Annotated in this window: 18 protein-coding genes and 1 pseudogene; 7 read left to right on the top strand and 12 right to left on the bottom strand. The window is 29.4% G+C overall.

Translation table 11 applies throughout. The annotated features are described in order from the left end of the window. Positions 1–4 precede the first annotated feature (4 nt). The 4 genes from ACVC08_RS18075 to ACVC08_RS18090 all read right to left on the bottom strand — a co-directional run bounded on the left by ACVC08_RS18075 (position 5) and on the right by ACVC08_RS18090 (position 7,528). Entirely contained in the window at positions 5–964 is a 960-nt protein-coding gene (locus ACVC08_RS18075) for a YheT family hydrolase (RefSeq protein WP_452603110.1), read from the bottom strand. Between the two features lie 123 nt (positions 965–1,087). Next, positions 1,088–3,439 carry a T9SS type A sorting domain-containing protein gene (locus tag ACVC08_RS18080; RefSeq protein WP_452603111.1) on the bottom strand — a complete coding sequence of 784 codons (2,352 nt, stop codon included), beginning with the start codon at positions 3,437–3,439 and terminating at the stop codon, positions 1,088–1,090. A gap of 106 nt (positions 3,440–3,545) precedes the next feature. After that, positions 3,546–6,299 carry a CHAT domain-containing protein gene (locus ACVC08_RS18085; RefSeq protein WP_452603112.1) on the bottom strand — a complete coding sequence of 918 codons (2,754 nt, stop codon included), beginning with the start codon at positions 6,297–6,299 and terminating at the stop codon, positions 3,546–3,548. After that, positions 6,299–7,528: a S8 family serine peptidase gene (locus tag ACVC08_RS18090; RefSeq protein ID WP_452603113.1), complete on the bottom strand. Its 1,230-nt coding sequence runs from the start codon at positions 7,526–7,528 to the stop codon at positions 6,299–6,301. The genes ACVC08_RS18085 and ACVC08_RS18090 overlap by 1 nt, the downstream gene beginning before the upstream one ends. Positions 7,529–7,635: 107 nt before the next feature. Between ACVC08_RS18090 and ACVC08_RS18095 the strand changes: the two genes are divergently transcribed. Continuing rightward, positions 7,636–8,217, top strand: coding sequence for an RNA polymerase sigma factor (locus ACVC08_RS18095; RefSeq protein WP_452603114.1), 582 nt, complete (start codon positions 7,636–7,638; stop codon positions 8,215–8,217). Beyond that, positions 8,217–9,020: a tetratricopeptide repeat protein gene (locus ACVC08_RS18100; protein ID WP_452603115.1), complete on the top strand. Its 804-nt coding sequence runs from the start codon at positions 8,217–8,219 to the stop codon at positions 9,018–9,020. Before ACVC08_RS18095 ends, ACVC08_RS18100 begins: the two co-directional genes overlap by 1 nt. On the opposite strand, the pseudogene ade reads toward ACVC08_RS18100, so the two are convergent. The 5 genes and pseudogenes from ade to ACVC08_RS18125 all read right to left on the bottom strand — a co-directional run bounded on the left by ade (position 9,006) and on the right by ACVC08_RS18125 (position 16,249). After that, positions 9,006–10,626, bottom strand: a pseudogene (gene ade / locus ACVC08_RS18105) (adenine deaminase). The gene ACVC08_RS18100 and the pseudogene ade overlap by 15 nt on opposite strands. A gap of 97 nt (positions 10,627–10,723) precedes the next feature. Beyond that, positions 10,724–12,691, bottom strand: a complete 1,968-nt coding sequence (locus ACVC08_RS18110; protein ID WP_452603433.1) for a cytochrome c biogenesis protein CcdA — start codon at positions 12,689–12,691, stop codon at positions 10,724–10,726. 91 nt (positions 12,692–12,782) lie between these two features. Continuing rightward, a complete protein-coding gene (gene tilS / locus ACVC08_RS18115; protein WP_452603116.1) occupies positions 12,783–14,096 on the bottom strand; it encodes a tRNA lysidine(34) synthetase TilS in 1,314 nt (437 codons plus the stop codon). A gap of 9 nt (positions 14,097–14,105) precedes the next feature. Then, positions 14,106–14,924: an alpha/beta hydrolase gene (locus ACVC08_RS18120; RefSeq protein ID WP_452603117.1), complete on the bottom strand. Its 819-nt coding sequence runs from the start codon at positions 14,922–14,924 to the stop codon at positions 14,106–14,108. Between the two features lie 35 nt (positions 14,925–14,959). Then, on the bottom strand, positions 14,960–16,249 hold the full coding sequence (locus tag ACVC08_RS18125) for an anthranilate synthase component I family protein (RefSeq protein ID WP_452603118.1): 1,290 nt from the start codon (positions 16,247–16,249) through the stop codon (positions 14,960–14,962). Between the two features lie 93 nt (positions 16,250–16,342). On the opposite strand from ACVC08_RS18125, the gene ACVC08_RS18130 reads away from it, so the two are divergent. From ACVC08_RS18130 to ACVC08_RS18140, 3 genes are all read left to right on the top strand, one after another. Next, a complete protein-coding gene (locus ACVC08_RS18130) occupies positions 16,343–19,924 on the top strand; it encodes a TraB/GumN family protein (protein ID WP_452603119.1) in 3,582 nt (1,193 codons plus the stop codon). A gap of 32 nt (positions 19,925–19,956) precedes the next feature. Next, complete coding sequence (locus ACVC08_RS18135; protein ID WP_452603120.1) at positions 19,957–21,321, top strand: DEAD/DEAH box helicase; 1,365 nt, start codon at positions 19,957–19,959, stop codon at positions 21,319–21,321. A 361-nt stretch (positions 21,322–21,682) separates the two neighbouring features. Continuing rightward, complete coding sequence (locus ACVC08_RS18140; RefSeq protein ID WP_452603121.1) at positions 21,683–22,276, top strand: hypothetical protein; 594 nt, start codon at positions 21,683–21,685, stop codon at positions 22,274–22,276. Between the two features lie 5 nt (positions 22,277–22,281). Here the strand turns inward: ACVC08_RS18140 and ACVC08_RS18145 are convergent, their stop codons facing one another. Both ACVC08_RS18145 and ACVC08_RS18150 read right to left on the bottom strand, forming a co-directional pair. After that, positions 22,282–22,680 carry a MotA/TolQ/ExbB proton channel family protein gene (locus ACVC08_RS18145; RefSeq protein WP_452603122.1) on the bottom strand — a complete coding sequence of 133 codons (399 nt, stop codon included), beginning with the start codon at positions 22,678–22,680 and terminating at the stop codon, positions 22,282–22,284. Positions 22,681–22,699: 19 nt separating this feature from the next. After that, positions 22,700–24,028 carry a serine hydrolase domain-containing protein gene (locus tag ACVC08_RS18150; protein ID WP_452603123.1) on the bottom strand — a complete coding sequence of 443 codons (1,329 nt, stop codon included), beginning with the start codon at positions 24,026–24,028 and terminating at the stop codon, positions 22,700–22,702. A gap of 195 nt (positions 24,029–24,223) precedes the next feature. Between ACVC08_RS18150 and ACVC08_RS18155 the strand changes: the two genes are divergently transcribed. Further along, complete coding sequence (locus ACVC08_RS18155; protein ID WP_452603124.1) at positions 24,224–25,288, top strand: sensor histidine kinase; 1,065 nt, start codon at positions 24,224–24,226, stop codon at positions 25,286–25,288. After that, complete coding sequence (locus ACVC08_RS18160) at positions 25,288–26,001, top strand: LytR/AlgR family response regulator transcription factor (protein WP_452603125.1); 714 nt, start codon at positions 25,288–25,290, stop codon at positions 25,999–26,001. The genes ACVC08_RS18155 and ACVC08_RS18160 overlap by 1 nt, the downstream gene beginning before the upstream one ends. A gap of 5 nt (positions 26,002–26,006) precedes the next feature. Here ACVC08_RS18160 and ACVC08_RS18165 read toward each other — a convergent pair whose 3' ends face one another. After that, on the bottom strand, positions 26,007–26,330 hold the full coding sequence (locus ACVC08_RS18165) for a hypothetical protein (RefSeq protein ID WP_452603126.1): 324 nt from the start codon (positions 26,328–26,330) through the stop codon (positions 26,007–26,009). Between the last annotated feature and the right edge of the window lie 66 nt (positions 26,331–26,396).

A 26,396-nucleotide genomic window follows, 5' to 3' on the forward strand; every position in this document is an offset into this window, starting at 1 on the left:
TATTTTATATGCTTTTAATAAACTCTAATGTACGGTATTCGTTATAGTATGTATTACCTTTATCGTAAAAACCAACATGCCCACCATATTTTGGCATTTCTAAATACAAATTAGGGTTGTTTTTAGCTTCTTTTACAGGAAAACATTCTGGAGATAAAAAAGAGTCGTTTAATGCATTTATAATTAATGTAGGGATAGTTATATTAGGTAAAAACTGAAGGCTACTACATTTTTCATAATAATCGTAAGCATCAACAAAGCCATGAGCTTTAGATGTGTATACATCATCAAAGGTTTTTAAATCTTTAATTCGTTTAATATCGCTATCTAAAATTTTATCTGGAAAAAACTGTTTTTTACGTTTTAGTTTTACTATTAAATCTTTTTTAAATTTATTAGTATACAGTATGTTTTTAAAGGTATGCAGTTGTAACATTGCTCCTTTAAGCCAAACTGGAACAGAAACTGTTACTGCTGCCTTTACTTCTTTTGGTATTGTGGTACGTTCTCCTAAATATTTTAATATAACATTACCGCCTAAACTAAAACCGTTTAAATATATTTCATTGTATTTTTTTTGTGTTATAACATAATTAATAACGGCTTCTAGATCTTCACTAACTCCTGAATGGTATGATCTAAAGGTTTTATTTTCTTCTCCACTACAGCCTCTAAAATTAACACAAACGGCATCTGTGTCTTCTTTATTAAATAGTTTAGCTACGCCTAAGGTGTAATGTCTTTGTGCGTTACCTTCTAAACCATGTAATATAACAATGAGCTTATTTGTTTTTTGTTTTGAAAAGCTCCAGTCTAAATCTAAAAAATCGCCATCGTTTAAAATAATACGTTCTCTTTCTTGTTTTACTCCTTCTACGTTTCTAATAATTCCAGAATATAATGTGGAAACATGACCTTGCCTAAATAAATAAGGGGGCTTATATTTTGATTGAATTATCGGCATTATTTTGGTTTATTTTTTGAGATTAAAGTTAGTAAATTACTTGTAATCTATTATGAGTTTTTAAGTAAAAAAGCGCATCAATAAAATTAATGCGCTTTCTTTTTTAAACCTAATTATTGGTCTTTAGTTTTTAATTATCTTTTTTGTTGTTGTAATACCATCTATTGTAACTTTACAAAGGTATAATCCTGTTGGCCAATTTTTAGTTTCTATTCTATATTTTGCCTCATTAGTTTCTTGTGATGAAATAACGCGTCCGTTAACATCTATTACAGAAATCTCTTTTGATGCTCTTGTATTGTCTAGCGAACTAAAATCGAAGTTTATATTATCCTGAGTTGGGTTTGGAAATACTTTAAATTCTTTTTCTATACTGTCTTCTCCTGGTTTTACAGCAAAAGATTTACATGTTGTTTCACTACAACATTCTCCTTTAGAGGTTAATCCATATATTGTTAAACATAATGTTCCTCCAGAAAATGGTTGTGCAAAATAAGGAGCTGTAGATACTACTGTTCCATTTATTGTCCACTCGTAACCTACTATTGTTGTAAACCCATTTGTTATAGATGCAGATTCAAATAGATAAACACCATTTCCTACTTCTGATACTTTAAATTTAGGGGTTAATCCACATTTAGGTAAACAAGATACATTAATATATATCTTTCTTTGTATTTGTTCTACACAACAATCGCCTTCTTCATTTATTCCATATACGTATAACGTTACTGTATGGTTACCACCTACTGGATATGTATGCGTTGGGTTTACTTCTGTAGATGTCGTTCCGTCTCCAAAATCCCATAAATAACCAACTATAGTAGTTGCACCAGAAGCGTAAGAATTGTTAGAGAAACTTGCTGTACAGTATTTTGTTTTAACATCAAATTTTGGTGTTATTTCACACTCTGCTGGACAGTCTTCGACTACTAAAGTCATAGAGTCGGTTAGTGTACAGCTGTTGTCGTAAACAACAACTACAGAATAAGTACCAGCTGCGAAAGTGGTAATAGTTTCTGCATTTACAGGTTGTGGAAAAGGGTTTCCGTTTAAATACCAATTAATAGATACAATATTTGGTATTTGTCCTGTAATATCTAGTACTGGCCATGGATCTCCTTCGCAAATTACTTTACTCTTACCGACTTCTAAAGTTGCTTTACAACAGCTATTTACAGGGTCGTCTGTATACCTTCCAATAAAATAACCTTTTGAGTTTCCTGACGAAAATGTATCTATTACTAATGGCTGGCTACCGCCGCTAGAAAAATAACTTCCTACAAACACTTCTTTATTGTTAGAGTCTATTAAGACTTCTGCTCCATAAGATGAACAAGATGTAGAGTTTTCTGGCCATACACTTGTTCCATTTACTGCATTTAGTGATACTCCAAAAAAGTCACCTCCACATGGTGCTTTACTACTATTTTTAGTTACTGGTGTACCGGCTTGCCCTGTTACATAAACATCTCCACAATTATTCGTTTTAATTCTGTAAGGTTTAGATGCTAAATCTCTAGACCACAGTAAACTTCCTGAACCATTTTTATTATATGCGCGAACTCTTGTATCTTCTGCCCAATACACAGCATTATTAGTATCACTTACTTCTACATCATAACTTCTCCAGTTATAATTATCTGAAGTTGCATCTACCTTTAAACCAAAGGTATTATCAAAATCTCCATTACTATTAAACTTTGCTAAATATGTTTCTGCGGTCCAAGTAGACACAGATGTAAAAGAATATGGTGTTGTGCCATTATAAAATGTCGCTGTCCCTCTAAAGTGTCCAGATACAAACACGTTTCCAGAGTTGTCTACATCTACATTTACAGCATCTGCAATATTTGAGGCATGAATTTTTTTAGCCCAAACAAGCGTTTTTGATGGATAAGTATATTTTGCAACAAAACCACTATGTGCGTTACCTGTTAAAGTTGTACTTCCATTAAACGTTACTGTAGAAGACCCAGTACTTACACCTCCAAAATATCCCACAACATACATGTGACCATTTTTTAGTACTATTCCAGAAATTGTACTTGTTGCAGTTCCTCCCAACTGTTCCCACGTTGTTGTTGGATCTCCTGCTCCTACTCCAGAGGTTAAAACAATACCTTTACCACTTTTATTGGCAACTACATAAATTTTAGAGTTAGAGTATTCTACTCCTCCAACACCTCCAGACATGGTACTATTATTTGAATAATCTATTAACCCGGTAATGTCTTTTGTCCATTGTATATTTCCAGCGGCATTAAATTTTCTTAATACTCTAGTAAACCCAGATCCCCAGCCATAAGTATAGACATTATCGGAACCATCTATAGCAGCATTATTAATAGCTAAATCTGAGCCATCTGTAAAATTCACATAATCCCAACTTTGGGCACTTGATAAATTGTAGCTAAACATAGCTAATACCAAAAAGCACAGAAAGGCTTTTAATTGTGTAGTTCTATTTTTCATAATTAATTAATTTATAGGCTTACTCTATTAATTAGGTTTTTCAGCTTACACCTTTTAAGAGTGTTTATGAAAAATAAAATCTGTTACCCAAAAAAAAATTAATTAATTATTTTTTTAGCTTTAGTATGGTGAAAATTATTAATGAAAGTACAACTAATGTGCTAAGAATATAATAGCTATAGTTTACTTTTGAAGTTATCATTTTTGTTTCTATTGACCCATTAATTGTATTCGATGCCCAATAATAAGGTGAATTCTCTATTCCAAAATGTTTTTTTAGATACTCTTTTTTGGCATTTGCCAATGCTATATTTTTTTGTGTATTATTTTTTAGTTCCTTGTAAAAAGCTATCATTATGTCTGTATTACTTTTATCATTTGTATTCCATAATGAAGACAATACACTTTTTGCTCCTGCACTAAAAAAACCTCTCGACAAACTATTTAAACCTTCTCCTTTTACCATTTCGCCATCTAAGGTTTTACAGGCGCTTAGCACCACCATATCTGCTTGGCTTTTTATAGTATATAATTCTGTTTGTTTCATTTTTTTATCTGCAAACCATAACCATGTTGTTTTATCCTTGTCATAATCTGCATGTGTACTAATGTGTATAATATTATAATTATTTAATAGTGATAAAAAATTTTGTTTTGTAGCTTCTTCACGCTTTAAAATTGTGCCATCTAATAAGGTATTAATATTATCAATTTCAATTTCTGAATCTGTTAACTTCGTTAATTCACTATTAAATTCTATGGGGGCTAATGCTAAAAAATTAGATTTGGGGCTTCTGTTTACTTTATCATTTTGCAGTAAAAAATTTACAGAATAGGCATAGCTAATATATTTTGTATATAGTAAGTAATTAGGTAATAACGGGTTTCCATTTCTATGTGTTTGCAAAACTTCAAAAGGAATGTATGCTAATGTATAATCGGGAATTATAATTAGTTCTGCTTTATCTTTAATAATATTTTCTAGTTCTTTAAATAACGTTTTATAGACTTCTATTGCTAGATTATTAAAGTTTTTAAAGCTTGATTCGTCATAAAAAGGTTTAGAAATAAGTGTTTTTAATGTTTTTACTTCTTTATTTAATGTTTTTATATCTTTTAATTTAATTAATTTAATTCTAGACGTTGTTTTTGCTATAGCATAACCTTGGTTATCATCGAGTATAAATTCTATAATAGCAGTATTATCTTTTAAAATAGAAGGATCTATAGCATTAATTGATGTGATTTTTATATCCTGTTTAGATTTAAAGTAATTGGGATAATTTATTTTTAATGTGTCTGTAAAAAACTGATATTCTCTCTTTAATGTAAAAAGTTTATTTTTAAGTTGTTCTCTATCTTTACTTATATTTTCATTTGCTAAGCTTATTTCTGTTTCTTTTATTTTAGAATTAAAATTTAATTCTTTTATAATAATACTATCTGGTAGTTTACTCGCTTTTCTAGCTTGTTGTGCTGTTAAATCTTCTAATAAAAGTAACCCTTTATTTTTTTCCATAAAATAAAATGCTTGGGCTGGTTTATTTAAAAGATAGGCTATCTCTACTCCTTTCATATATATGCCTGCCCCTCTTTCTCTCCATATAAGTTTAGACATATTTTCTGTACTACCCAACCTAATAATATCTACTAGTTTATCTGCCATAATAATTGCTTCCAGTGCCTTTTGAAGCAATTTTTTATCATTATTTAGTTGGTATTGTTTATAATAAAAACCAGCTATATCTTTTAAATAGCTTAATGCGTCTAATTTATTAGGAACATTGGACAGCTCGCTTTCTTTTGGTAGCCTATTTTCTGTAATATTATTTAAACCGTTAAATGCACTTAAATAGCTAATTTCTGCATTTTTATAATCCTTTGTATTAAAATAATAATCGCCTAAATTATTATTAATAAGAGATTTAATGATATTACTATTAGCAAGAGACTTTGCTTTTTGTAATATTTTTAATGTTTTTGCATGTTCTTTTTTTTCTATATAAATATTACTTAAATTACTATATACCAAGGCTATATTACTTGTGTCTTTTTGTTTTAAAGCTATAACTAATGCTTCTTTTAATTTTTTTTCTGCTTTATTAAATTCATCTTTCTCTAAAGCTAGATTACCTAATCGTTGTTTTATTATAAACAAATCGCTCTCTTTTGCTATTCTATTTTTAGAATTGGAAAAGGTTGTATTAATAGAGTCTGCCTGCTCTAAATGATTAATTATTTCCTTAGAGTATTCTATACGCCCCATATTTGCATATAAGTACGAAAAACTTAAATGGGTTAAAAAAAGTTCTCTTCTATCGTTATTAGCTACAAAGTAACGTTGTGCTTTTTCTAGATTTTCTAGTGCTTTAGCAAAATCTCCTGTTTTTCTGTAAAATTTACCAAACGCTACATATACTTTAGCATGTCTACGGTCTTCTGTGCCTGTTGTTAAAAGTTCTTTGTAAGTTTTATACCAAGCATTTATAGCTCCACTTTTGTTATAAAAAACGCCTAAGTTAAATAGGCTTTTTTTTAATAAATCTGGATTTGTGTCTTTATATTTTCTTCTAATTATTACTGCTTTTTTAACACTTTTAATAGCTAATTGGAGGTCTTTATATTTTCCATAAAACAGTTTAGATATATCATGATAATATTGTGATTGTTCTAATTCAGTTAGCGCTGTACTATTTTCTACAATAGTCATTATTTTATTAAACTTTTCTGTGTTTTCAATACTTTTAGATTCTAGTATTGTATTGATTTTATCATCTAATTCATTATTAGCAAATGATAATAAAGTCGTACAAAAAAATAGTAATGTAATAATTTGTGCGCTAACTGTTTTATAAATCATTAATCGAGGGTATATGGATATTTAATATTATTTAAAGAACTTAAATATACCCCTGAATATATAACATCATTTTTTAATATCATAGGATTTACTCCGTTTGTATATAATGTTGCAGCTCTTGCTGTTGTTTCTGCCGCAGAAAAAGATGTGCCTTGGTAAAGGTGAGATGTACTATCATACATAAAAATAAATTCATTTGCAGCAGCTATATCAACTGTTTCATCTCCAAAATTTGCCATTGGAGCTAATGCGTCATACGTGCTTTTTATTCCTGTTGTTGTTAGTATAAAATCATATTCGTAACCAGATGGGTAATGTGGTATAGCATCTGTATCTATGCTTTTGTTTCCTGCGGATGTGCTTAGTAATATATTGTTAGTTGTTGCAATATAACTATTTAAAATAGCTAGTTTTTTATAGTACCAACCAAAACTCATATTAATAATATCTACATCTGGGTTATTAATGGCATATATGTAACTACATACTATAGTAGAATATTTTGTTTTACCTTCTTCATTAAATGCTTTTATAGGTAATATTCTAAATGGTACTCTTGCGTCTCTTAATTTTTCAAATATAGAATATGTAACTATGGTTCCGTGTCCATTATCATCATATACATCATTATCATCATTAACGAAATCCCATCCAGATATGTTTTGCTTTAATGGGTCATCACTACAACTTGATTCTTGCGAAGTATCATACAAAAAGGGGATGTTAAAACCTTCATAATTGTAATCTACTCCAGAGTCTATTACAGCAATAACAACATCTCTATTAGAAGCCGCTACTTTAGTTTGCAAATTTTTTAAATTACTACCATTTATATTAAATAAATTATTAGAATTAGTTATGTAGTATTGTAACTCTGATCCTTCTAAATCTGGATCTGCTTCTGTTTCTCCTAACCTACTTTTTATATTTTCGTCTGTATTAAAATGCCAAACTTCAATATCTTCATTGGAGCAAGAGCAGGTTTCATATTTAATAACATCATGGCTTTGCCTTATGCTTTCTTTGGCTTCTACATCTATTCCTGGATTAAATTTTATTACTAATTCTGTTTGGGAATAGTCTAAAGGGTCTGGATTAGCTAGACTTGATTGTGTACTTATTTTATTGTACAAAGTTTTGTTTTCTTGTTCTGTTACAATATTTTCAGTTTCTACAGAACATCCTAATAGAATAAAAATGACTAAGTAAATTACAGCTTTTGTTTTCATTGTTAATTATTTTTTTGGTTTGTGTATTTACTAACTTGTTTTCAAAAAAAGTTTTTTGTTACCCACAAAAAAATGCATTATTCATTTATATTTACATTTCTAGCCTTATGATGACCAATATGAGTAATGAAAATATCAAATATTTTTGTGATAGTTTAATTAATGGAGACAATAAAGGAATTTTAAAAATCTACCAATTAGTATATCCAAAAGTCCTAAAATTTGTTCTTAAAAATAGCGGGCAAACGGAAGATGCTGAGGATGTTTTTCAAAAAGCATTAATTCAATTTAGTGCACGATTAAAACTAAAACGTGTAGAATTCCACTCGTCATTTGAAGCCTATTTATTCACTATTTGTATGAATTTATGGCGTAGAGAATTAAATTTAAAAAAAAGAAGGGTAACAAACATTCCTAATCAAGAACACTATGATGAACATTCGGATTCAATACAGGAATTATTAGAACAAGAAAAGTGGGAATTATACACAGAAATGTTTAATAAACTTTCTGAAAACTGTAAAGAAGTTTTAGGCTTCTATTATAACAAGGTTTCGTATGCAGATATTGTTAAAAAACTATCGTATACAACCGAATCTGTAGCACGACAACGTGTTTTTAAATGTAGAAAAAAACTAAGTGATTTAGTTAAAAAAGACAAACGATTTAAACAACTAAAAGCAATATAATGTTTGATGATAATATATATAGTTTAATTGATGAGTACTTAAAAAACACTCTAAATGCTACAGATAAATTAGAGTTTGAAAACAAATTAAAAGAAGATTCTGAGTTATATAAAGAATTTATTGTTCAAAAAGATTTATTTAATACATTAGATGAAAACTCATGGGCTTTTGAGGACCAACCTAACCCAGACGAGGTGAAAATTATTGAAAATTATTTAAATAGTAATGAGGCAAAATCTATTGCTTCTGCTATTGCAAAAACAAATACCGAATACCAAAACTCTAAACAACGTGTTTTTAAGTTGCCAAGATTTATTTACCCAATTGCTGCATCTATAGCATTATTATTAGGTTATTTTTTATTTTTTGGTGACTCACAAACTACAGAAGATTTATATGCAGAATACAAAAACTGGAACGATTTACCTTCTTTAACTTATAGAGCTGATGATAATAACGACCTTTCTAAAGGACAAGAGGCTTTTAAAAATAAACAGTATAGAGAGGCTTCTACTATTTTTAGCACCTATTTAAAAAATAATATAAACCCTCAAGCAACAACCTATTTGGGGGTGAGCTATATAGAGTTAGAACAATATGATTTGGCTTTAAATACGTTTAATAACTTATTAAAAGAACAATCATTAGATAGTTCTAAAGGGTATTGGTATAAAACTTTGGTTTATTTAAAATTAGGAAATAAGACTAAGGCTTTAGAAACTATAAATCTAATTTTAGAAAAAGAAAGTCATTATAATTATAATAAAGCCAAAGCATTAAAGGCTAAGTTAGTTAAACTCTAAGGATGTAAATTTAAAATCTTTTCCATTAAATAACCCTTTATCACTTAATTTAAGGGATGGTATTACTAGTAATGCCATAAATGATAAAGACATGTATGGTGCATTAAGTGTACACCCCATATCTTTTGCCATTTTATCTAATGCTGCATATTGCTTCCCTATAGTTTCTCCATCTTTATCACTCATAATACCTGCAACTGGTAGTGGTACTGTATTAGATTTAGAAGCGGTTACGGCACAAATGCCTCCCCTAGCTTCTATAATAGCATTTACTGCTTTACAAATTGCATCATCGTCTACTCCTACAGCAATAATATTATGCGAGTCATGCCCGACTGAACTTGCAATGGCCCCTTCTTTTAAACCAAAATTTTTAATAAAAGCAATTGCTGGTTTTTGGTCTTGATAACGGTTTACAACTGTTATTTTTAGGACATCATTATCTGTATTAGACACTAAATTCCCATCTGCTATTAAAGCATTTACTATAACCTCGTTTGTAATTAATTCGCCATCTAAACACTCAATAACTCTAATTTTTTCGGCTGATGATTCATATCTAAAATCATTAACTGTTTTTGTATTGGTATTAAAGTTATTTAGGTTTTTAAATTGTACTTCTTTAATATAAGATTGCCCATTATTATATACTAATTCTCCGTTAATATAGGTTTTAAGGGTTTTAAACGTTTTTAAATCTTCAACGACAATAAAATCTGCGAAGTCTCCTTTTCTTAATAATCCTACATCTAGGTTATAATGTTTAACGGGATTTATACAAGCGGCTTGTAATATTTTAAAAACATCTATTTGTTTTGCCACTGCTCTTCTGCACAATGCGTTGATATGATCGATTATTAAATCATCTGGATGCTTATCGTCGCTACAAAACATCATTTCGTTATAGTGTTCTGGTAATAAACTTATTAAAGCTTCGAAGTTTTTGGCAGCGCTGCCTTCTCTAATAATTACTTTCATTCCTTTTTGTAGCTTCTCTAAAGCTTCATCGTAGGTAAAGCACTCATGATCTGTTGTAATTCCTGCTGCTATGTATTTTGTAATGTTTTCTCCTCTTACTCCTGGTGCATGACCATCTATAGGTTTATTATAATGCTTTGCCCATTCAATTTTTTTTAATACTTCGGCATCATTAAAAAGCACTCCTGGGTAATTCATCATTTCTGCTAAATACTTAATGTCTGGATTAGCCATTAATGTTTTAATAGCGTCAGAATCTATAATAGCGCCTGCTGATTCGAAAGCCGTTGCTGGCACACATGATGGTGCTCCAAAATTAAATTTAAAAGGTGTTTTTTTTCCATTTTCTATCATGAATTCTACGCCTTTTACTCCTAAAACATTGGCTATTTCATGCGGGTCTGAAACTGTTGCTACTGTTCCATGTGTTACTGCTAGTTTTGCAAATTCACTAGGCACTAGCATTGAACTTTCTATATGTATATGCGCGTCTACAAAACCTGGCATGATGTAATGGTTTACATCATGCTCTTTTTCTATTATTGAAACTATTTTATTGTTTTCAACTGTAACTTCGCCTTTATATACGTTTATTTTTTATATCTACTATTTGCCCTTGCAACTTCATCTTCTATATGTTTTATAATTTGTTGTAAAACTACCATTTTAAGCTAAAAAAAGCGAGGACAAATAGCCTCGCTTTATACTTTCTATTATTTTAAGTTTTATTTCTTAAAATTATCTACTCCTGTTTTTAACCAGTTATAGTACTCTTCAACATCTGGTGTATAGCCCACTGGTTTTATTAGGTTAGCTTCATCATGGTCCATTAATACATAAAAAGGCTGTGCATTGGCTTTATATTTTAATTGTTGTAATTCGCTCCACTTCTGCCCTATGTATTTCAGTTTTTTACCTTCCTTTATTTTAGATTCTAGAACTTCTCCGTTTGGTAATGGTCGTTTATCGTCTACATAAAGAGAGATCAACACGACATCATTTTTAAGCATATTTAAAACGTTTTGTTTTGGCCAAACATTTTGCTCCATCTTTCTGCAATTTACGCAAGCCCATCCTGTAAAATCAATCATTACTGGTTTACCAACTTTTTTAGCATAAGCTAAACCTAAATCGTAATCGTTAAATGCTAAAATATCGTGTGGGGCTAATAAATGTGCGCCTTCTGGCAAGTCTGAATGCTCACTACTAGACGCTCCTCCTCCTATTTTAGAATACCCAACGCCATAAGGCGATTCGCTATATTCTAATGGTGGAGGGAATGCACTAATTAAATTTAATGGTGCGCCCCATAATCCTGGAATCATGTATACAGTAAATGTTAGTGTAAAAAGTCCTAAAAATAAACGTCCTACAGAGATATGTGTTAATGGAGAATCGTGCGGTAGTTGTATTTTTCCAAATAAATACAAGGCTAATGCTCCAAAAATGGCAATCCATATTGCTATAAATACTTCTCTTTCTAAGAAATGTGTTTGCAATACTAAATCTGCTTGTGATAAAAATTTAAATGCTAATGCTAATTCTAAAAAGCCTAAAACAACTTTTACTGTATTTAACCATCCTCCAGATTTTGGTAATGAATTTAACCATCCTGGGAATGCTGCAAATAATGCAAATGGTAATGCTATGGCTAATGAAAAGCCAAACATTCCAACTATTGGGGCTATACCTCCTTTTGAAGCTGCTTCAACTAATAAGGTTCCAACAATTGGTCCTGTACAAGAAAAAGAGATTATTGCAAGGGCTAATGCCATAAAGAAAATACCTATTAAACCACCTCTATTTGCTTGAGAGTCTACTTTATTTGCCCATGAGTTTGGTAGCATAATCTCGAATGCTCCTAAAAATGAAGCTGCAAATATTACTAATATCAAGAAAAATATAATATTAAACCAAACATTTGTAGCTAGTGCATTTAAGGCGTCTGCACCAAATATTGCGGTTACTGCACTACCAAGTAATACATAGATTACTATTATGCTTATTCCATAAATTATTGCATTTCTTACTCCTATAGCTTTAGTTTTACTTTGCTTGGTAAAAAAGCTAACCGTCATTGGTATCATTGGAAATACACAAGGTGTTAGTAAAGCTGCAAAGCCAGATAAAAACGCTACAAAGAAAATACCCCATAATCCTTTTTTAGAGGAATCTGAATCTTCTGTTTTAGTTTTTGCTATAGCATTTTCATTAGTTTCCGTTTTTGCTGTAGATTCTTTCTTTTTATTTATAACAAATTCAAACTCTTCCTCTGTTGGTGGTAAACATTTACTATCATCACAGACCATAAAATAAACCATAGTTTCAATTTTATGAATGTTTGGGTCTAATAGCTTTACGGTTTGCCTAAATTCTGCATGATCAGAAAAGTATTTAATTTTCATATTAAAAACAGGGTCATCTACAACGTGTCCTTTTCCTTCTGTTGTTTTACCAACCAATTCATATTTATCTGATTTAGTATACGTAAACTCTGTTGCTTCAGGTCCATCTGGCGGTACATCTTGCGAATATAAGTGCCAACCTTCATCTATAGAGGCTGTGAATACTAAATCGACTTCTGTATCAGATTTTTTCTCTATAGAAGTTTCCCATTCTACAGGTTCAAAAATTTGTGCTTTTACTGTAAGTATAGAAAATAGGACTAGTAAGTATGCTAAAACTTTTTTCATCATTTATATAAATTAAGATGTTTTTTGTCGCAAAATAAACGTATAACTTAGTATTAACATGTTAAATAATGTTAAGAAGTGTTTTGCTTTATTAATCTTGCAATGTAATTTTAAAAATTCTCTTTGTTTTTTCGGTAATTTTATAACGATTATCCCCTCGATAATTAATGATCCAAACGACTTCATTATTAGAGTACAATAACAGACATTTTTCTTTATCTAGCAAAGAAAATTTCTCATCTTTAAAAAATTTACTTAATTTCTTTTTCCCTTGCATTCCCATAGGGTAAAAGAGTTCCCCGTCTTTCCATCTTCTAATTTCTAAAGGAAATTGTAGTGTATCGGCATCTACAAAGAGTTCATTTTTTTGGGTCTTAGAAACTTCATTTACTTCCTTAAAAATAATAGTTCCTAAAGGTGTTTTTATTACTTTATTTTCTTTAGATATTAAAATACTATTGTCTGCTTCATTTGCTATAACTGTTAGTATTAAATTCTCTCTATTTTTAATTAATCTATGTGTTTTAGAAAATACTTGTTTACCGGATTGGGCTTCTAATAGATTATACACATCATTATGGGCGGTAAACCCATATACTTTAAAAATATGATATATATAGGCTTTGGGGGTTTTTAATGCTTTAAAAACCGATATATTGTAAGTTATAGTGGTTTTGGTTTCTTTAACTATAGCCTTTTTTAATACATCGCTTACACTATTTTCAACAATATCTGCTGCATCTTGTAAATGTTGCAATGTGCTTTGAAATCCATTTAAAAGTTGTGGATTAATTTCTTTTAAAATAGGAATTACATCATGGCGCAGTTTATTTCTAAGGTATTTTGTTGATGCATTACTACTATCCTCTCTCCATGTATAATGATTCGTTCTAGCGAAATGTTCTATTGTTCCTCTAGAGTATGGTAACAAGGGTCTTACTATGGTATTATTTAATTCAGGAATACCTGTTAATCCATCTAAACCAGTTGCTCTTGTTAAATTTATTAAAAATGTTTCTAGAGCATCATCTGCATGATGAGCTGTTAATATATAGTCGAATTGTAATTGTTTAGATAGTTCTTTAAACCATGTATAACGTAATTCGCGAGCGGCTATTTGAATAGACAATTTATTATTATTTGCATATCTAGAAGTATCAAAGCTTTGGGTAAATAGTTCTAAATTTAGTTGCTCTGCTAATTCTAATACAAAGGCTTCATCTTCATCACTCTCCTTTCCTCTTAAATTAAAATTACAGTGGGCTAAACTTATATTTAGACCTAATTTATAACATAAGTGTGTTAATACAACACTGTCTAAGCCTCCAGAGATGGCTATAAGTAACTTTTTTTCTTTTAGAAACGGTAATTGATTTTCAATATGATTTTTAAACGTTTTAATCATAGTGCTAATTTACATATTGTCCAACCATTTAAGTACTGTTTCTATAAATTCTTCTTTGCAAAGGTCATGATGTAGCTCATGATAGCCCTCTTTAAACAATACTAGTTTTGCTTTATCTGTACTATTGCAAAACTCTTCCGCTGCTTTATAGTCTATTATTTTATCTCCTGTACCATGTAAAACAAGCATTGGTGTTTGTAACTTATTTGCGTTATTTAAAGCATATACTCCTGCGTTAAACACAGGAAAAGAAAACATAGGGCTTATTTTATTGTGTATTAAAGCGTCTTTACTATAGTTTTCTACTTCTTTTGTGTCTCTAGAAATTGCAGTGATATCTAATTCATTGGATAGTGTTACCGAAGGCCATAGTTTATATAATAATTTACCTATGGTTAACTTCCATTTTGGTGGTGTAAAAGCAAGGCGTAAAAAAGGGCTTGTTGCTATTACTCCATGTATTGCATGGTTTTTTGTTAGTGTGTAATTAATAACAATGTTGCCGCCTAAGCTATGGCCATAGAGATATGTACGTTTTTCTGGGAATAATTGTTGTGCTTTGTTTATAGTGTAATCTACTGCATCTAATAGCGCTTCATAACTTGGGCAATGTCCTCTCTTTCCCTTACTTCTTCCATGTCCATATAAATCTAAAGCTACAACAGCAAAACTAGATTGTAATAAATAGTGTATTACAGAATTTTGAAAACGTAACATGTGCTCCCCCATTCCATGCACTAATACAACAACTGCTTTTTCATGTTGTGGTTTCCAATATTGCCCAAACAGTTCTGTATTATGTAGTTTAAATGAAAATGTGTTTTCCATAACTATCCTATAAGTTTATATAAAGTAAACATTTATTATCCTTCTAACACTTGTCGCATTGCTTTGGCTTTCACTAAGCATTCTTCGTATTCTTTTAAGGGATTACTTTTTGCTGTGATTGCACCACCTACAGAATACGATACGTATTGTTTTGTCTCGTTATATAAAATACTTCTAATAACTACATTAAAATCAAAATCTCCTTCTGGTGTAATGTACCCAACTGTTCCAGAATATAACCCCCGTTTTGTTTCTTCTAAAGCTTCTATAATTTTCATTGCAGAGATTTTTGGAGCTCCCGTCATGCTACCCATTGGGAAAGTCGTTTTTATTACATCTATTGGGTGTGTTTCTTTATCTATTTTGGATACTACTGTTGAAATCATCTGGTGTACTTGATCGAATGTGTACACTTTACATAGCTCTTCTACTTCTACACTTCCTCTTGTAGCGGTTAAAGATAGATCGTTTCTTACTAAATCCACAATCATTATATTTTCGCTTCTCTCCTTTTCGTCTAATGCTAATTCTTGTTTTAAAGCGTCATCTTCGCTTTTATTTCTAGACCGCTTCGCTGTGCCTTTTATAGGTTGTGATATTATCTTACTCCCTTCTTTTTTTATGTAGCGTTCTGGGCTAGCAGATAGCAAATACTTATCTCCTAATTTAAAAAAAGTAGCAAACGGAGGTTTAGAAATATTATTAAGGTTTTTATAGGTTTCTAACGGATTAATTATTGTCTTTTCTGCATAAAATTCTTGACAAAAATTAGCTTCATAAATATCTCCTCTATGTATATGGTGCAGTACCTTTTCTATTTTATTAAAATAGTCTTCTTTATGAATTCTTAGCTTAATTTTTACAGGTTCTTCCTCTGTTTTTATACTTAAACTTGTAGTTTTGATGGCATTAAAATCACTTTCAAATTCATCATCAACCATTTTTAAATATTGTAATTCTACAGTATTTCCTTTAATTAAAAATAGTTTTTTAGGTTGAAAAAAGTATAACTCTGGAAAGTTTAAACCGTCGTAATTATTTGATTGCAGTTTTTCTACATCATTCTTTAAATCGTAAGTTAAATACCCTAAAACCCAATCGTTTGTTACGGTTTGGTATTCTTTAAATTTATCAAAAGCATCTACATGGTCGGTTTGTATTGCTGTAAATGCATCTACAGCTAAAATAGCATCATAATTAGAGTAATGTCCATTATGGTGGTTAGAGTCTAACCAAACCGCATCATCAAATTGAGTGCTCCAGGTTAATAGTTTTTGCTTAAACGCAGTTATGTTTTTTACGTTATATATTTTTTTTTTCCTCAATAGAATATCTTTTTCAGATAAGTGCCAAATTTATTAAGAATCTCTCTATTTTCGTACAATAATTCCAATAAAAGACTTTACTAGACCAATCTTATGAATTCATTTTCAAAAACACTGTTTAAGAAACAGTTAATTTTACTATTTCTTTTTATAACATCTTTTTCTTTACAAGCACAAAATAATGATTCTTATAGTTTATTATGGAAAATTGAAGGTAAAGGTTTAAAAAAACCATCTTATATTTTCGGTACTATGCATGTTGATGATGTTAGAGCATTTAATTTTAGTGATGCTGTATTACCAGCTATAGAAAGCTCTGAAAAATTTGCTTTAGAAGTCCAACCAGATTCCATATTAGAAAGTGTTTTAAATATTAAAGAAAAAAATGCGCAAAAAGCGTATTTAAAGTTTAAAGATTTATTAGATGATAATGATTACAAAAAATTATCTAAACGTTTTTTTGATGTTCATGGCTATGAAATAGAAAAAAGTGATATAACAGATCTTGACGCTTTCATCTTTTCATTAAGTCCAAGTGAAGATAAAGAAACCGATAAAAATAACTTTGTAGATCTACATTTACTTGCTCATGCAAAAACAATGCGAAAAGAAATTATTGGGTTAGAAAGTATTGATGACCAAATGAATACTTTTAAAAATCTTACTAAAAATGAGCAAAAAGAGTATATACTAGACTATTTAAAGCATAATATTGAAGATTATAAAGAAAGTCTTGAAGAAATAACCAAGATTTATATTTCTGGAGATATAAATAAAATAAATAATTATTTAATACAGAATAAGGGATATACTTTACAACTAGAGCGTAGAAATAGAGTAATGTGTAAAAGTATTATTAATGTAATAACTAAAAACAAGTCATTATTTTCTGCCGTTGGAGCCGCTCATTTACCTGGGGAATTTGGCCTAATTGAATTATTAAGAGCTAAAGGATATAAAGTAACCGCAGTAGAAGCAAACTTTACAGGAGTAAAAGAACAATATAAAATAGACGACTCAAAAATGCAGTGGAATACTTTTAAAGATTCCGATTTAGGCTATAGTGTTGAAGTCCCTTCAAAAATAACGTCAGACAGTACCAACATCATTAATATTAATATTAGTGTAGACTTAACCAATTTAAAATGTTATACTTTTTATGCTTTAGATGTAAGAGGAAATAAAAAAAATGAAAATGACAGTACTATAATAGCAAGGATAATTAACAAAAATATTGAACAATATAAGGCCATAAAAACTACTAGAGAATCTATTATTATGGATAATGTCCCAGGGTATTTAGTGACTATGGAACTAGATAAAAACGAAGCGCTTGCTTCTGATTATTCAACTATTAAATCTGCCTACATTGCCAAAGATGATATCTTTTATCAATTTATTATTTTAGGAAATGATGATAATATTGAATCCAATTCTTCAAAAAGATTCTTTAATTCTGTAAAATTTACAGCCCCAAAACCTTTGCCTAAAGTAAAATCCACAGATTGGATTAGTTATACGTACGATACTGGAGCATTTTCTATTGAGCTACCTACAACACCAAAAGATTTATCTCGAAAAGCAGAAAGTCCTGATAGCACAGGTAAAATGCTTACTTATGATTTAAACATTTTTTTCGCTTCAGATGTAGAAAATAATAAAAATTATTTATTCCGTTACAACGATTTGCCATTAGGATACAAAATCGAAGATGTCGAAGCATCGTATAAAGAAATGTCAAAAGCTTTTTTAACACGAGCAAAAATTATAGGAGAACCAAAAAACATTATTTTTAAAGGTATAGAAGCTAAAGAGTACCAATTACTTATAGACAATAAATATCCTTCACTTTGTATATTATTTTTTAGAGGGAATAGAACATATCTTCTTTTAAGTCAATCATCTAAAGCAGAAGAAAAAATAAGTATAGATGAACGCTTTTTTGATAGCTTTAAGCTAATTGATTTTAAAGACAGTAATTTAGTTACTATTACAGAAGATTCTTTTAGTTTTAATCTTTTAAAAAATAATAGAATGGATATAGATAATGAAGATTATTCTGAAAACTATATTTATAATTCCACAGATTATTATACAAGAGATGAAAATAATGGAAACGTATATGCTTTTAGTTTCTCTAAACTTAAGCCTTATTTTAAAGTGGATTCTTTAAATGTTATGTATGATAATATTATTGATGATTTTAAAGGATGGAATGATTCTTTAGTAAGTAAAGAACATATTAAATTTAGAAATCAAAATGCATTAGAGTTTCGTTTATATAATAAGAAAAGTAAATTTACGAGTAGGCATGTACAATGGTTAGATAATGATTTATTTTTTTTAGCAAGTGCCTATACTAGTAAAGAGAGCATAGATAGTAAAATAACTAATACTATTTTAAAAAGCTACCTACCACTAAAAAATACTAAAACTATAGACTATTATAGTTCTAAAACCAATCGTATTATTACTGATTTAAAATCTAAAGATAGTATTGTTTTTAAAAATGCAATAGGAGCTTTTAATTATTATGAATTTAACAAAGAAGATTTACCAAAATTATACAACGTAGTAGATTTAAAATATCCTTCTTTAAAAAATAAAGTAATGGTAACAGAAGCCATTGTAAATGAATTAAATAATATAAACGATGAGAACACTATACCCTTTTTAAAGACAATCTATTTAAGAAAAGATACTTCTGAAGACTTAAAAGCTTCTATTATAAGAAGCATACCAAAATTAGATTACAAGAATAATATAGCTGTATATAAAGATTTACTTTTTAATACCCCGCCTATTCTTAAAACTAACTATTCTTATAGTTTATTTGTTCCTTTATATGATTCTATACCCTTAGCTGTAGATAGCTATACAGAACTATTAAAGCTAAATGCTATTACTAATTATCGCAAGCAAATTTTAAATATCTCTACCAGAGTATTAAATTCTACTTACAATAAAAAAAATAGTATTTTATCTAAATTTAAAAAGGTAAATGAACATGCAAATGATGATTTAAAAGATTATTTAAATATGCTAAAGGAAAAAGAATATGATTATTCTAAACACGCCCTTATATATAGTTATTTAAACTATTACAAAGCGACAGCTAATAAAATAAGCTTTACTTCTACAAAAAATCCAATTGATGCATTTACCTCAAGTTTAATAAAAGCAAATTCTAACGCTTGGTTAACATCTAATGCTGCCGAAACACGAATTGTAAATGGATATACACTACCTAAAGAACTTAAAAAACAATTATTAGATAGTATGGATACTAGAATGGGGTTAATGAAAGCTTATTATAAAGTAAAAGCCTTTAAAAAAGTTCCTAAAAAATATAAGTCTACGGATGCATATGTTAACCTATCATTACAAGAGTATCTAGAATCTAGTGAAGAATATCCAACAAAAAAGGAATTACTAGGCCAGTTAAAAATTGATAAAAAAACCTATTATGTTCACAATCTCATTTACAATTATGAAAATGAAGGTGATGAAACTTCTGAATCTTATCTAATAGTAACAGAAGTTGACGATGCTATTTATAAAAAGGAAGAACTAAAACCTTACCCTATTTATACCAATTGGAAACAAACAACAAGTGATTGGAAAGCTCAAGCCAAAGCTTTAATTTTTGAAAAAACTAAAAACAGTGAAAATTAAGTTTTTAAGTTTACCTTTGCGCACATAATATTATGGATACTGTGACTTTTCAAGATTTAAATTTAAATACGCCCTTATATAACGCATTAGACGATTTGGGTTTTACGACCCCCACACCTATACAAGCTGAAGCATTTAGCGTTGTAGCTAGCGGAAAAGATATGGTAGGTATTGCACAAACCGGTACTGGAAAGACTTTTGCGTATATGCTTCCAATTTTAAAGAACTTAAAGTTTTCTAAACAGGAAAACCCTAGGGTGCTCATTTTGGTTCCTACCAGAGAATTAGTTGTACAGGTTGTTGATGAAATTGAAAAGCTCTCTAAATACATAAACAACCGTGTACTTGGTGTTTATGGAGGTACAAATATTAATACCCAAAAACAGGCTATTGCGCAAGGTATAGATATTTTAGTTGCAACGCCTGGTCGTCTTTACGATTTAGCTTTAAGTCGTGTATTACAATTAAAATCTATACAAAAATTGGTTATAGATGAAGTAGATGTTATGCTAGATCTTGGATTTAGACATCAATTAATTAATATTTTTGATATTCTTCCAGAACGTCGCCAAAATATTATGTTTTCGGCTACTATGACGCATGATGTCGATGACTTGATAACAGATTTCTTTATTGCGCCTCAAAAAGTATCTATTGCAGCATCTGGTACACCTCTAGACAACATAACTCAGGAACGCTATAATACACCAAATTTCTACACAAAATTAAATTTACTAAAGCATTTACTTCTAGATACTGAAACGTATAATAAAGTATTAATTTTCGTGGCTTTTAAAAAAATGGCCGATCGTTTGTTTGAAAGTTTAGATGAAGAGTTTAAAGAAGAGCTATGTGTTATTCACTCTAATAAAACGCAAAATTACAGATTACGAAGCATAGAGCAGTTTAGAGAAGGTTTTAACAGGATTCTAGTGGCTACAGATGTTATGGCGCGTGGTTTAGATATAGACAATGTCTCTCATGTTATTAATTTTGATACACCCGCATATCCAGAAAATTATATGCACCGTATTGGTAGAACTGGTCGTGCAGAACGTAAAGGACATGCGTTAATGTTTTCTACTGAAAAAGAGCAGGAAAGTTTACAAAATATAGAACAGCTAATGCAAATGGAAATTCCCTTATTAGAGTTCCCAGAAAGTGTTGAAGTTTCTACAGAATTAATTGAAGAAGAACGCCCGCAAATAAAAGAGCGTAATAACCCACACAAACGAAGAAAAGACGAAGATGCCCCTGGAGCTGCGTTTCATGAAAAATCTGAAAAAAACTCTAAAACAAATTTAGGAGGTTCATACAAATTTAAAATAGCAGCTAAATATAAAAAACCTAAAACCAGAGGAGATAAAAATTATAATAAACGGAATAAAAAGAAATAATCTCAGTTTCATAATAGTTTTACAGCTTGTCCGTTTTGTATTATAATACTACAATGTCATGTTAAACTTGTTTTAGCACTATATAATACCTAAAAATATAGATGCTTCGTGGAGAAAACGAGAAACTAACTCAGGTTAGCGGTAAACTTTATGATTGATTACTGATATTTAATAATTTTAAGAGCTCTAACACAATAAACTCCTCTTTTTTACATTATTTGTTATTATAATTAATAACAAATTTTATAATTAAGCTATATTATTACAATCTGTCGCCATTTTATTAGATTCCTTTAATCTTAAACTTTGTTAATTTTTAAAATTAAAATACATTAATTAAAAAATAAAGTAAATTTATAGAATGGAAGATTTATTTAATTTATTAAACCAGCAACAGGACGTATCTCACAAAGAAGTAGATATAAAAAACCTATTGGTAAACCAAACTTGGGTTTTAGTAAATAAAATTAAAGATGAAAAGACTTTCTATTTTTTTCACGATGACAATAAATTAACCCGTACAACAAACGGTTCTGTTTCTAAAGCGCAATGGCATTATGTTAATGCTAATTATATTCGTATTACTGCTAATGGAGAAATTAATGTTATTAAAATGAATTTTAGAGATAAAGATATTTTAACCTTAGATATAGATAGACACTCTAATAATTTAGCCGTTTTTATAAATGAAACCAGAAGTAACACCACCTTTAATACTTACGATGATATTACTAATTATTTACATGATAAATATGTAAATAAAGCTAAAAACATTATTAATAAGCATCAATATTATTATATAGAACAGTCTGAAGAATATGGCCCTGTTCCAGCAGAGTACCTTTTAAAACGTGTTGAGGACAATAGTATAAATGCGCAATGCCTTATAAGAGACATAAATGATTATGACTACAGTAAGAGATTACGCATTCAGGATTTGATTGATGTTATATAATATTATTAGACTTTAGTATCTTCTTTTTGAATCCATCTCAAAATTAAAATACCAACTCTAGAAACAACAAACGTAAACAAGCCAAAAGTAGCAGTTAATAACGATACTTTAAGCCCTGCAGCAAAAATACCTGGATCTGTTTCCCCCATAGATTGCAATACATCAAACATTTGAATAAGCCCTAAAATAGAACCTAAAAAGCCAACTGTTAAGCCAAGAAGTCCAGTATCTATAGATAGGCTCAGCATTTTTTTAGATTGCTTGGCATTTTTTTTATTAATAATAATACCTCTTATTGTAAAGGCTAATGATAGCAGTAAACAGATTAAAATTAAAGACATGAATAATGGTCCTCCTTCTTGAAACTTGTTAGCAGCTAAGCTTAATAATATAATAGATTTCATAATAATATAAGTTTTTAAATTAGTTTTTTTTAGTGAATAGAACGGTTGGGTTATTTGCCCTTGTAAATAAAAGTGTATGGTTTTCTGGGTTAAACTTTAATATTATACCCAGAGTATCAAATCTAAATTCATTTTTTTTAGCAGCAACCAATTCTTTTAAGTTACTTCCTTCTGGAGCGCCTTTTAAAATAGTTCCATGTGCTTCAAAAACCAAATCGAAAGGTAATTCTTTACTTTCATAAATGCCTTCAAATTGTTTAACTTCTGTTACTGTTAATTCAATTTTCTCAAAAGTTGGTATTACTATTTCTTTTCCAAGACATACAGAAACAGCATTAAGCATAATAGTCATTTTACTATAATTCAATGCATTTGCTGTAAAGGCTACTCCTATTTTATGATCTGGAAGGTATATTAACATAGAATGAAAACCATCTATACTTCCTTCATGTCCATAAATAGTTTGTCCCTCTACTTTAGAGTAAAATATACCACTACAGTAATCATCGTTTAATGGTGTAATCATTTTCTTTAAACTTTCTGTAGACATTAATTGATTATTAAATAAAGCTTCTATAAATAAGGTCAGATCCTTAGCAGACGATACTATAGCTCCTGCCCCACCAGGATTACTCATGTCTGTTTCTAGACTTTTACTCCATGATTCATTTTCGTATGTGTAAGATAGACATTCGTTATTATTACTATTTATTTTATGCCCGTAATACGTATGTTTTAGATTTAATTTATCTATAATACGCTCTTTTAAAACCGCTTCATAAGTTTTATTTTCTATAGCTTCAATAATATAACCTAGTAACAAAAAATTGGTGTTACTGTATTCGTTTTTCTCGCCCGGGTTAAATACAGCATCGTATTTTTTAATCCTAGATAGCATCTCTTTTTTAGTTGAAGGCTTATAAATCCATTCTGTTACATTTTGGCTATTAGTTATATTATATAAGCCACTACTGTGCGTTAATAAATGATGAATTGTAATTTTTGAAGCATTTTCTATTTCTGGAAAATACTTAGATAATTTATCCTTTAACATAATCTTCTTTTCATCAACTAATTGAAAAATTAAAGTAGACGTAAACGTTTTGGTAATAGACCCTATTCTATATTTCGAGTCTATATTTGATCGTGTTTTCTTGTCTTTAGATAAATATTGATAGCCAACAGATTTATTATAAACCGATTCTCCGTTTTTAATAATAGAAAGGCTTCCCATTACTTTTGTGTTATTAGACAACGTTTCCAATAACCGATCTAATTGCTTATAATCTTGTGCATGCACTCCAATAAAGGCTAGACAGAATAGAAATAATACAATTTGTTTTTTCATATAGTTTGTCATTTTTAATTAAACTTAAAGCAAACATAATATCACTTATCGTTGAAAAAACTAAAATGCGATGAGTAACCTATTTAAGGGAGTAGATAACAGAAATGCTAAAACGGTTGCTAAACCAGTTATTCGTCTATAAAAAGAATAAATACAATAGAAAATATACTATTATTGTATCATTAAACTGTATAAATGCTAAAAAGAAAACATATTTTTAAAACAATAAAACAAGTGCTTATTCATATTATATTTTGGGTAAGTGTGCTTTTCTTTTTTACTTATTTTTTTGGAGTTGGTAATAAAAACTATTTTAACGCCTTCAATTTTGCCCTGTTTTTAATGCCTGTTACAATAGCTACTACTTATGTTTTTATTTATAAGCTAATTCCTTGCTATTTAATTACTAAACGGTACTTCCGTTTTGGGTTATATACAGTATATACTTTAATAATATCGGCTTATGCTATATTTACGTCTATAGCATTAAGTGTTTTATATCTTTCTCATTTTGAATACAGTGCCATTGGTCCAATAAATAAGAATATTATTTTTGTAATGACTGGAGTTTACTTAGTAACGCTTATAGTTAGTGCGTTTAAATTATTACAATTAAACCTGAAAAATATAACTAAAGCGAACACTTTAGAAAAAAAAATTTTAGAAGCTCAATTAAAATTAAAGGAACAGGAGCTTAACTATTTAAAAATGCAAATACATCCTCACTTTTTATTTAATACATTAAATACAATGTATGGTTTTGCTATAAAAAAAGCTGAAGAAACGCCCGAAATGATTTTAAAACTCTCGAATTTATTGGATTATTTATTATATCAAGTAGATAAACCTTTTGTAAGTTTAACTGAAGAAATAAATCATTTAAAAGATTATATTGCTTTAGAACAATTGCGTTTTAATGATACATTGGATGTTTCTTTTATTTCTAATACTATACCCGAAACCTTACAAATAGCACCTATGTTACTCATTCCTTTTGTTGAAAATAGTTTTAAACATGGTACTATAAAAAACGGAATACTAAAAATAGATATCACTATTAATTTTGAAAATGATAGTCTATATTTTTATATAAAAAACACAGTACAAAATACCAATAACGAGCAACAAGGTATTGGACTAGAAAACATAAAAAAAAGGCTAGAATTATTATATAAAAACAACTACAATCTAGATATTAATAGAAATAATGATTCTTTTGAAGTTAAACTAACACTAAACACAAAATCTCAATTACAATAATGTCTAAACAAATAGCATGTATTATAGTAGATGACGAAGCCATAGCTAGAGAAGTTATAGCAACACATCTTGCTAAAATAAAAAACATAACTATTGTAAAAAGTTGCAGCAATGCAATTGAAGCCTTTAACTGTATTAGTAATAATACTATAGATTTAGTGTTTTTAGACATCAATATGCCAGAAATATCTGGAATAGCCTTTGCTAAATCTATTAATAAAGATATTAAAATAATATTTACAACTGCCTATAGAGATTATGCTGTAGAAGGGTTCGAGTTACAAGCAGTAGATTATCTTTTAAAACCCATAGCCTTTGAGCGTTTATTAAAAGCAGTAACTACTTATTTTGAAGTTTACAATACTAATATAGAACACAAAGTACTGACTATTGAGTCTACTAATAGTTTTATGTTTGTACGCTCGGAGAGAAAAATGCTAAAAATAGATTTTAATAGCATTATTTATATAGAAAGTTATAGCGATTACATAAAAATTCATTTACCAAATGAAACTATTGTTACCAGAGAAACTATAAGTGCTATTGAAGCCAAATTACCAAAGCAACAATTTATTAGAATACATCGCTCGTTTATTATTTCTATACAAAATATCGAATCTTTTACTAACGAGCATATTACTATAAATAAACAAGCACTACCAATTAGTAGAAGTTATAGAAAAGAAGTTTTAGCGCGGTTAGAGCAATATTAAATGCTCTACTTAGGTTTTAAAGTATTTACATAAGTAAAACTTTCTTGAAAATACGACGCTAGTAATGCCTTGTCGTTATACAAATGTTCTGGTACTAATACATAATCTTTCATTACCGCTCCGTAAGATTTGTAAATAGTCGCTTCATGTTTTTCTTTAAAAGTCTTTTGCGATTCTTTAGATAAACGTATGCCTATTTCTCCAGCTTTATTTAAAAGTGTAAACATATAGCCATTAGACGACGTATATATCATTTTTTTACCTTTCCTTTCAAAATCAGGGCACATAGCTACTATTTCGTCGTATAACTTAAGTTTATCTTCCCACATACATATCGTTTTTATTTAGAAACTAAATGTAATAAAAAAAGCGAACCTAAATTTAGGTTCGCTTTT

The sequence above is a fragment of the Pontimicrobium sp. MEBiC06410 genome (assembly GCF_053601615.1).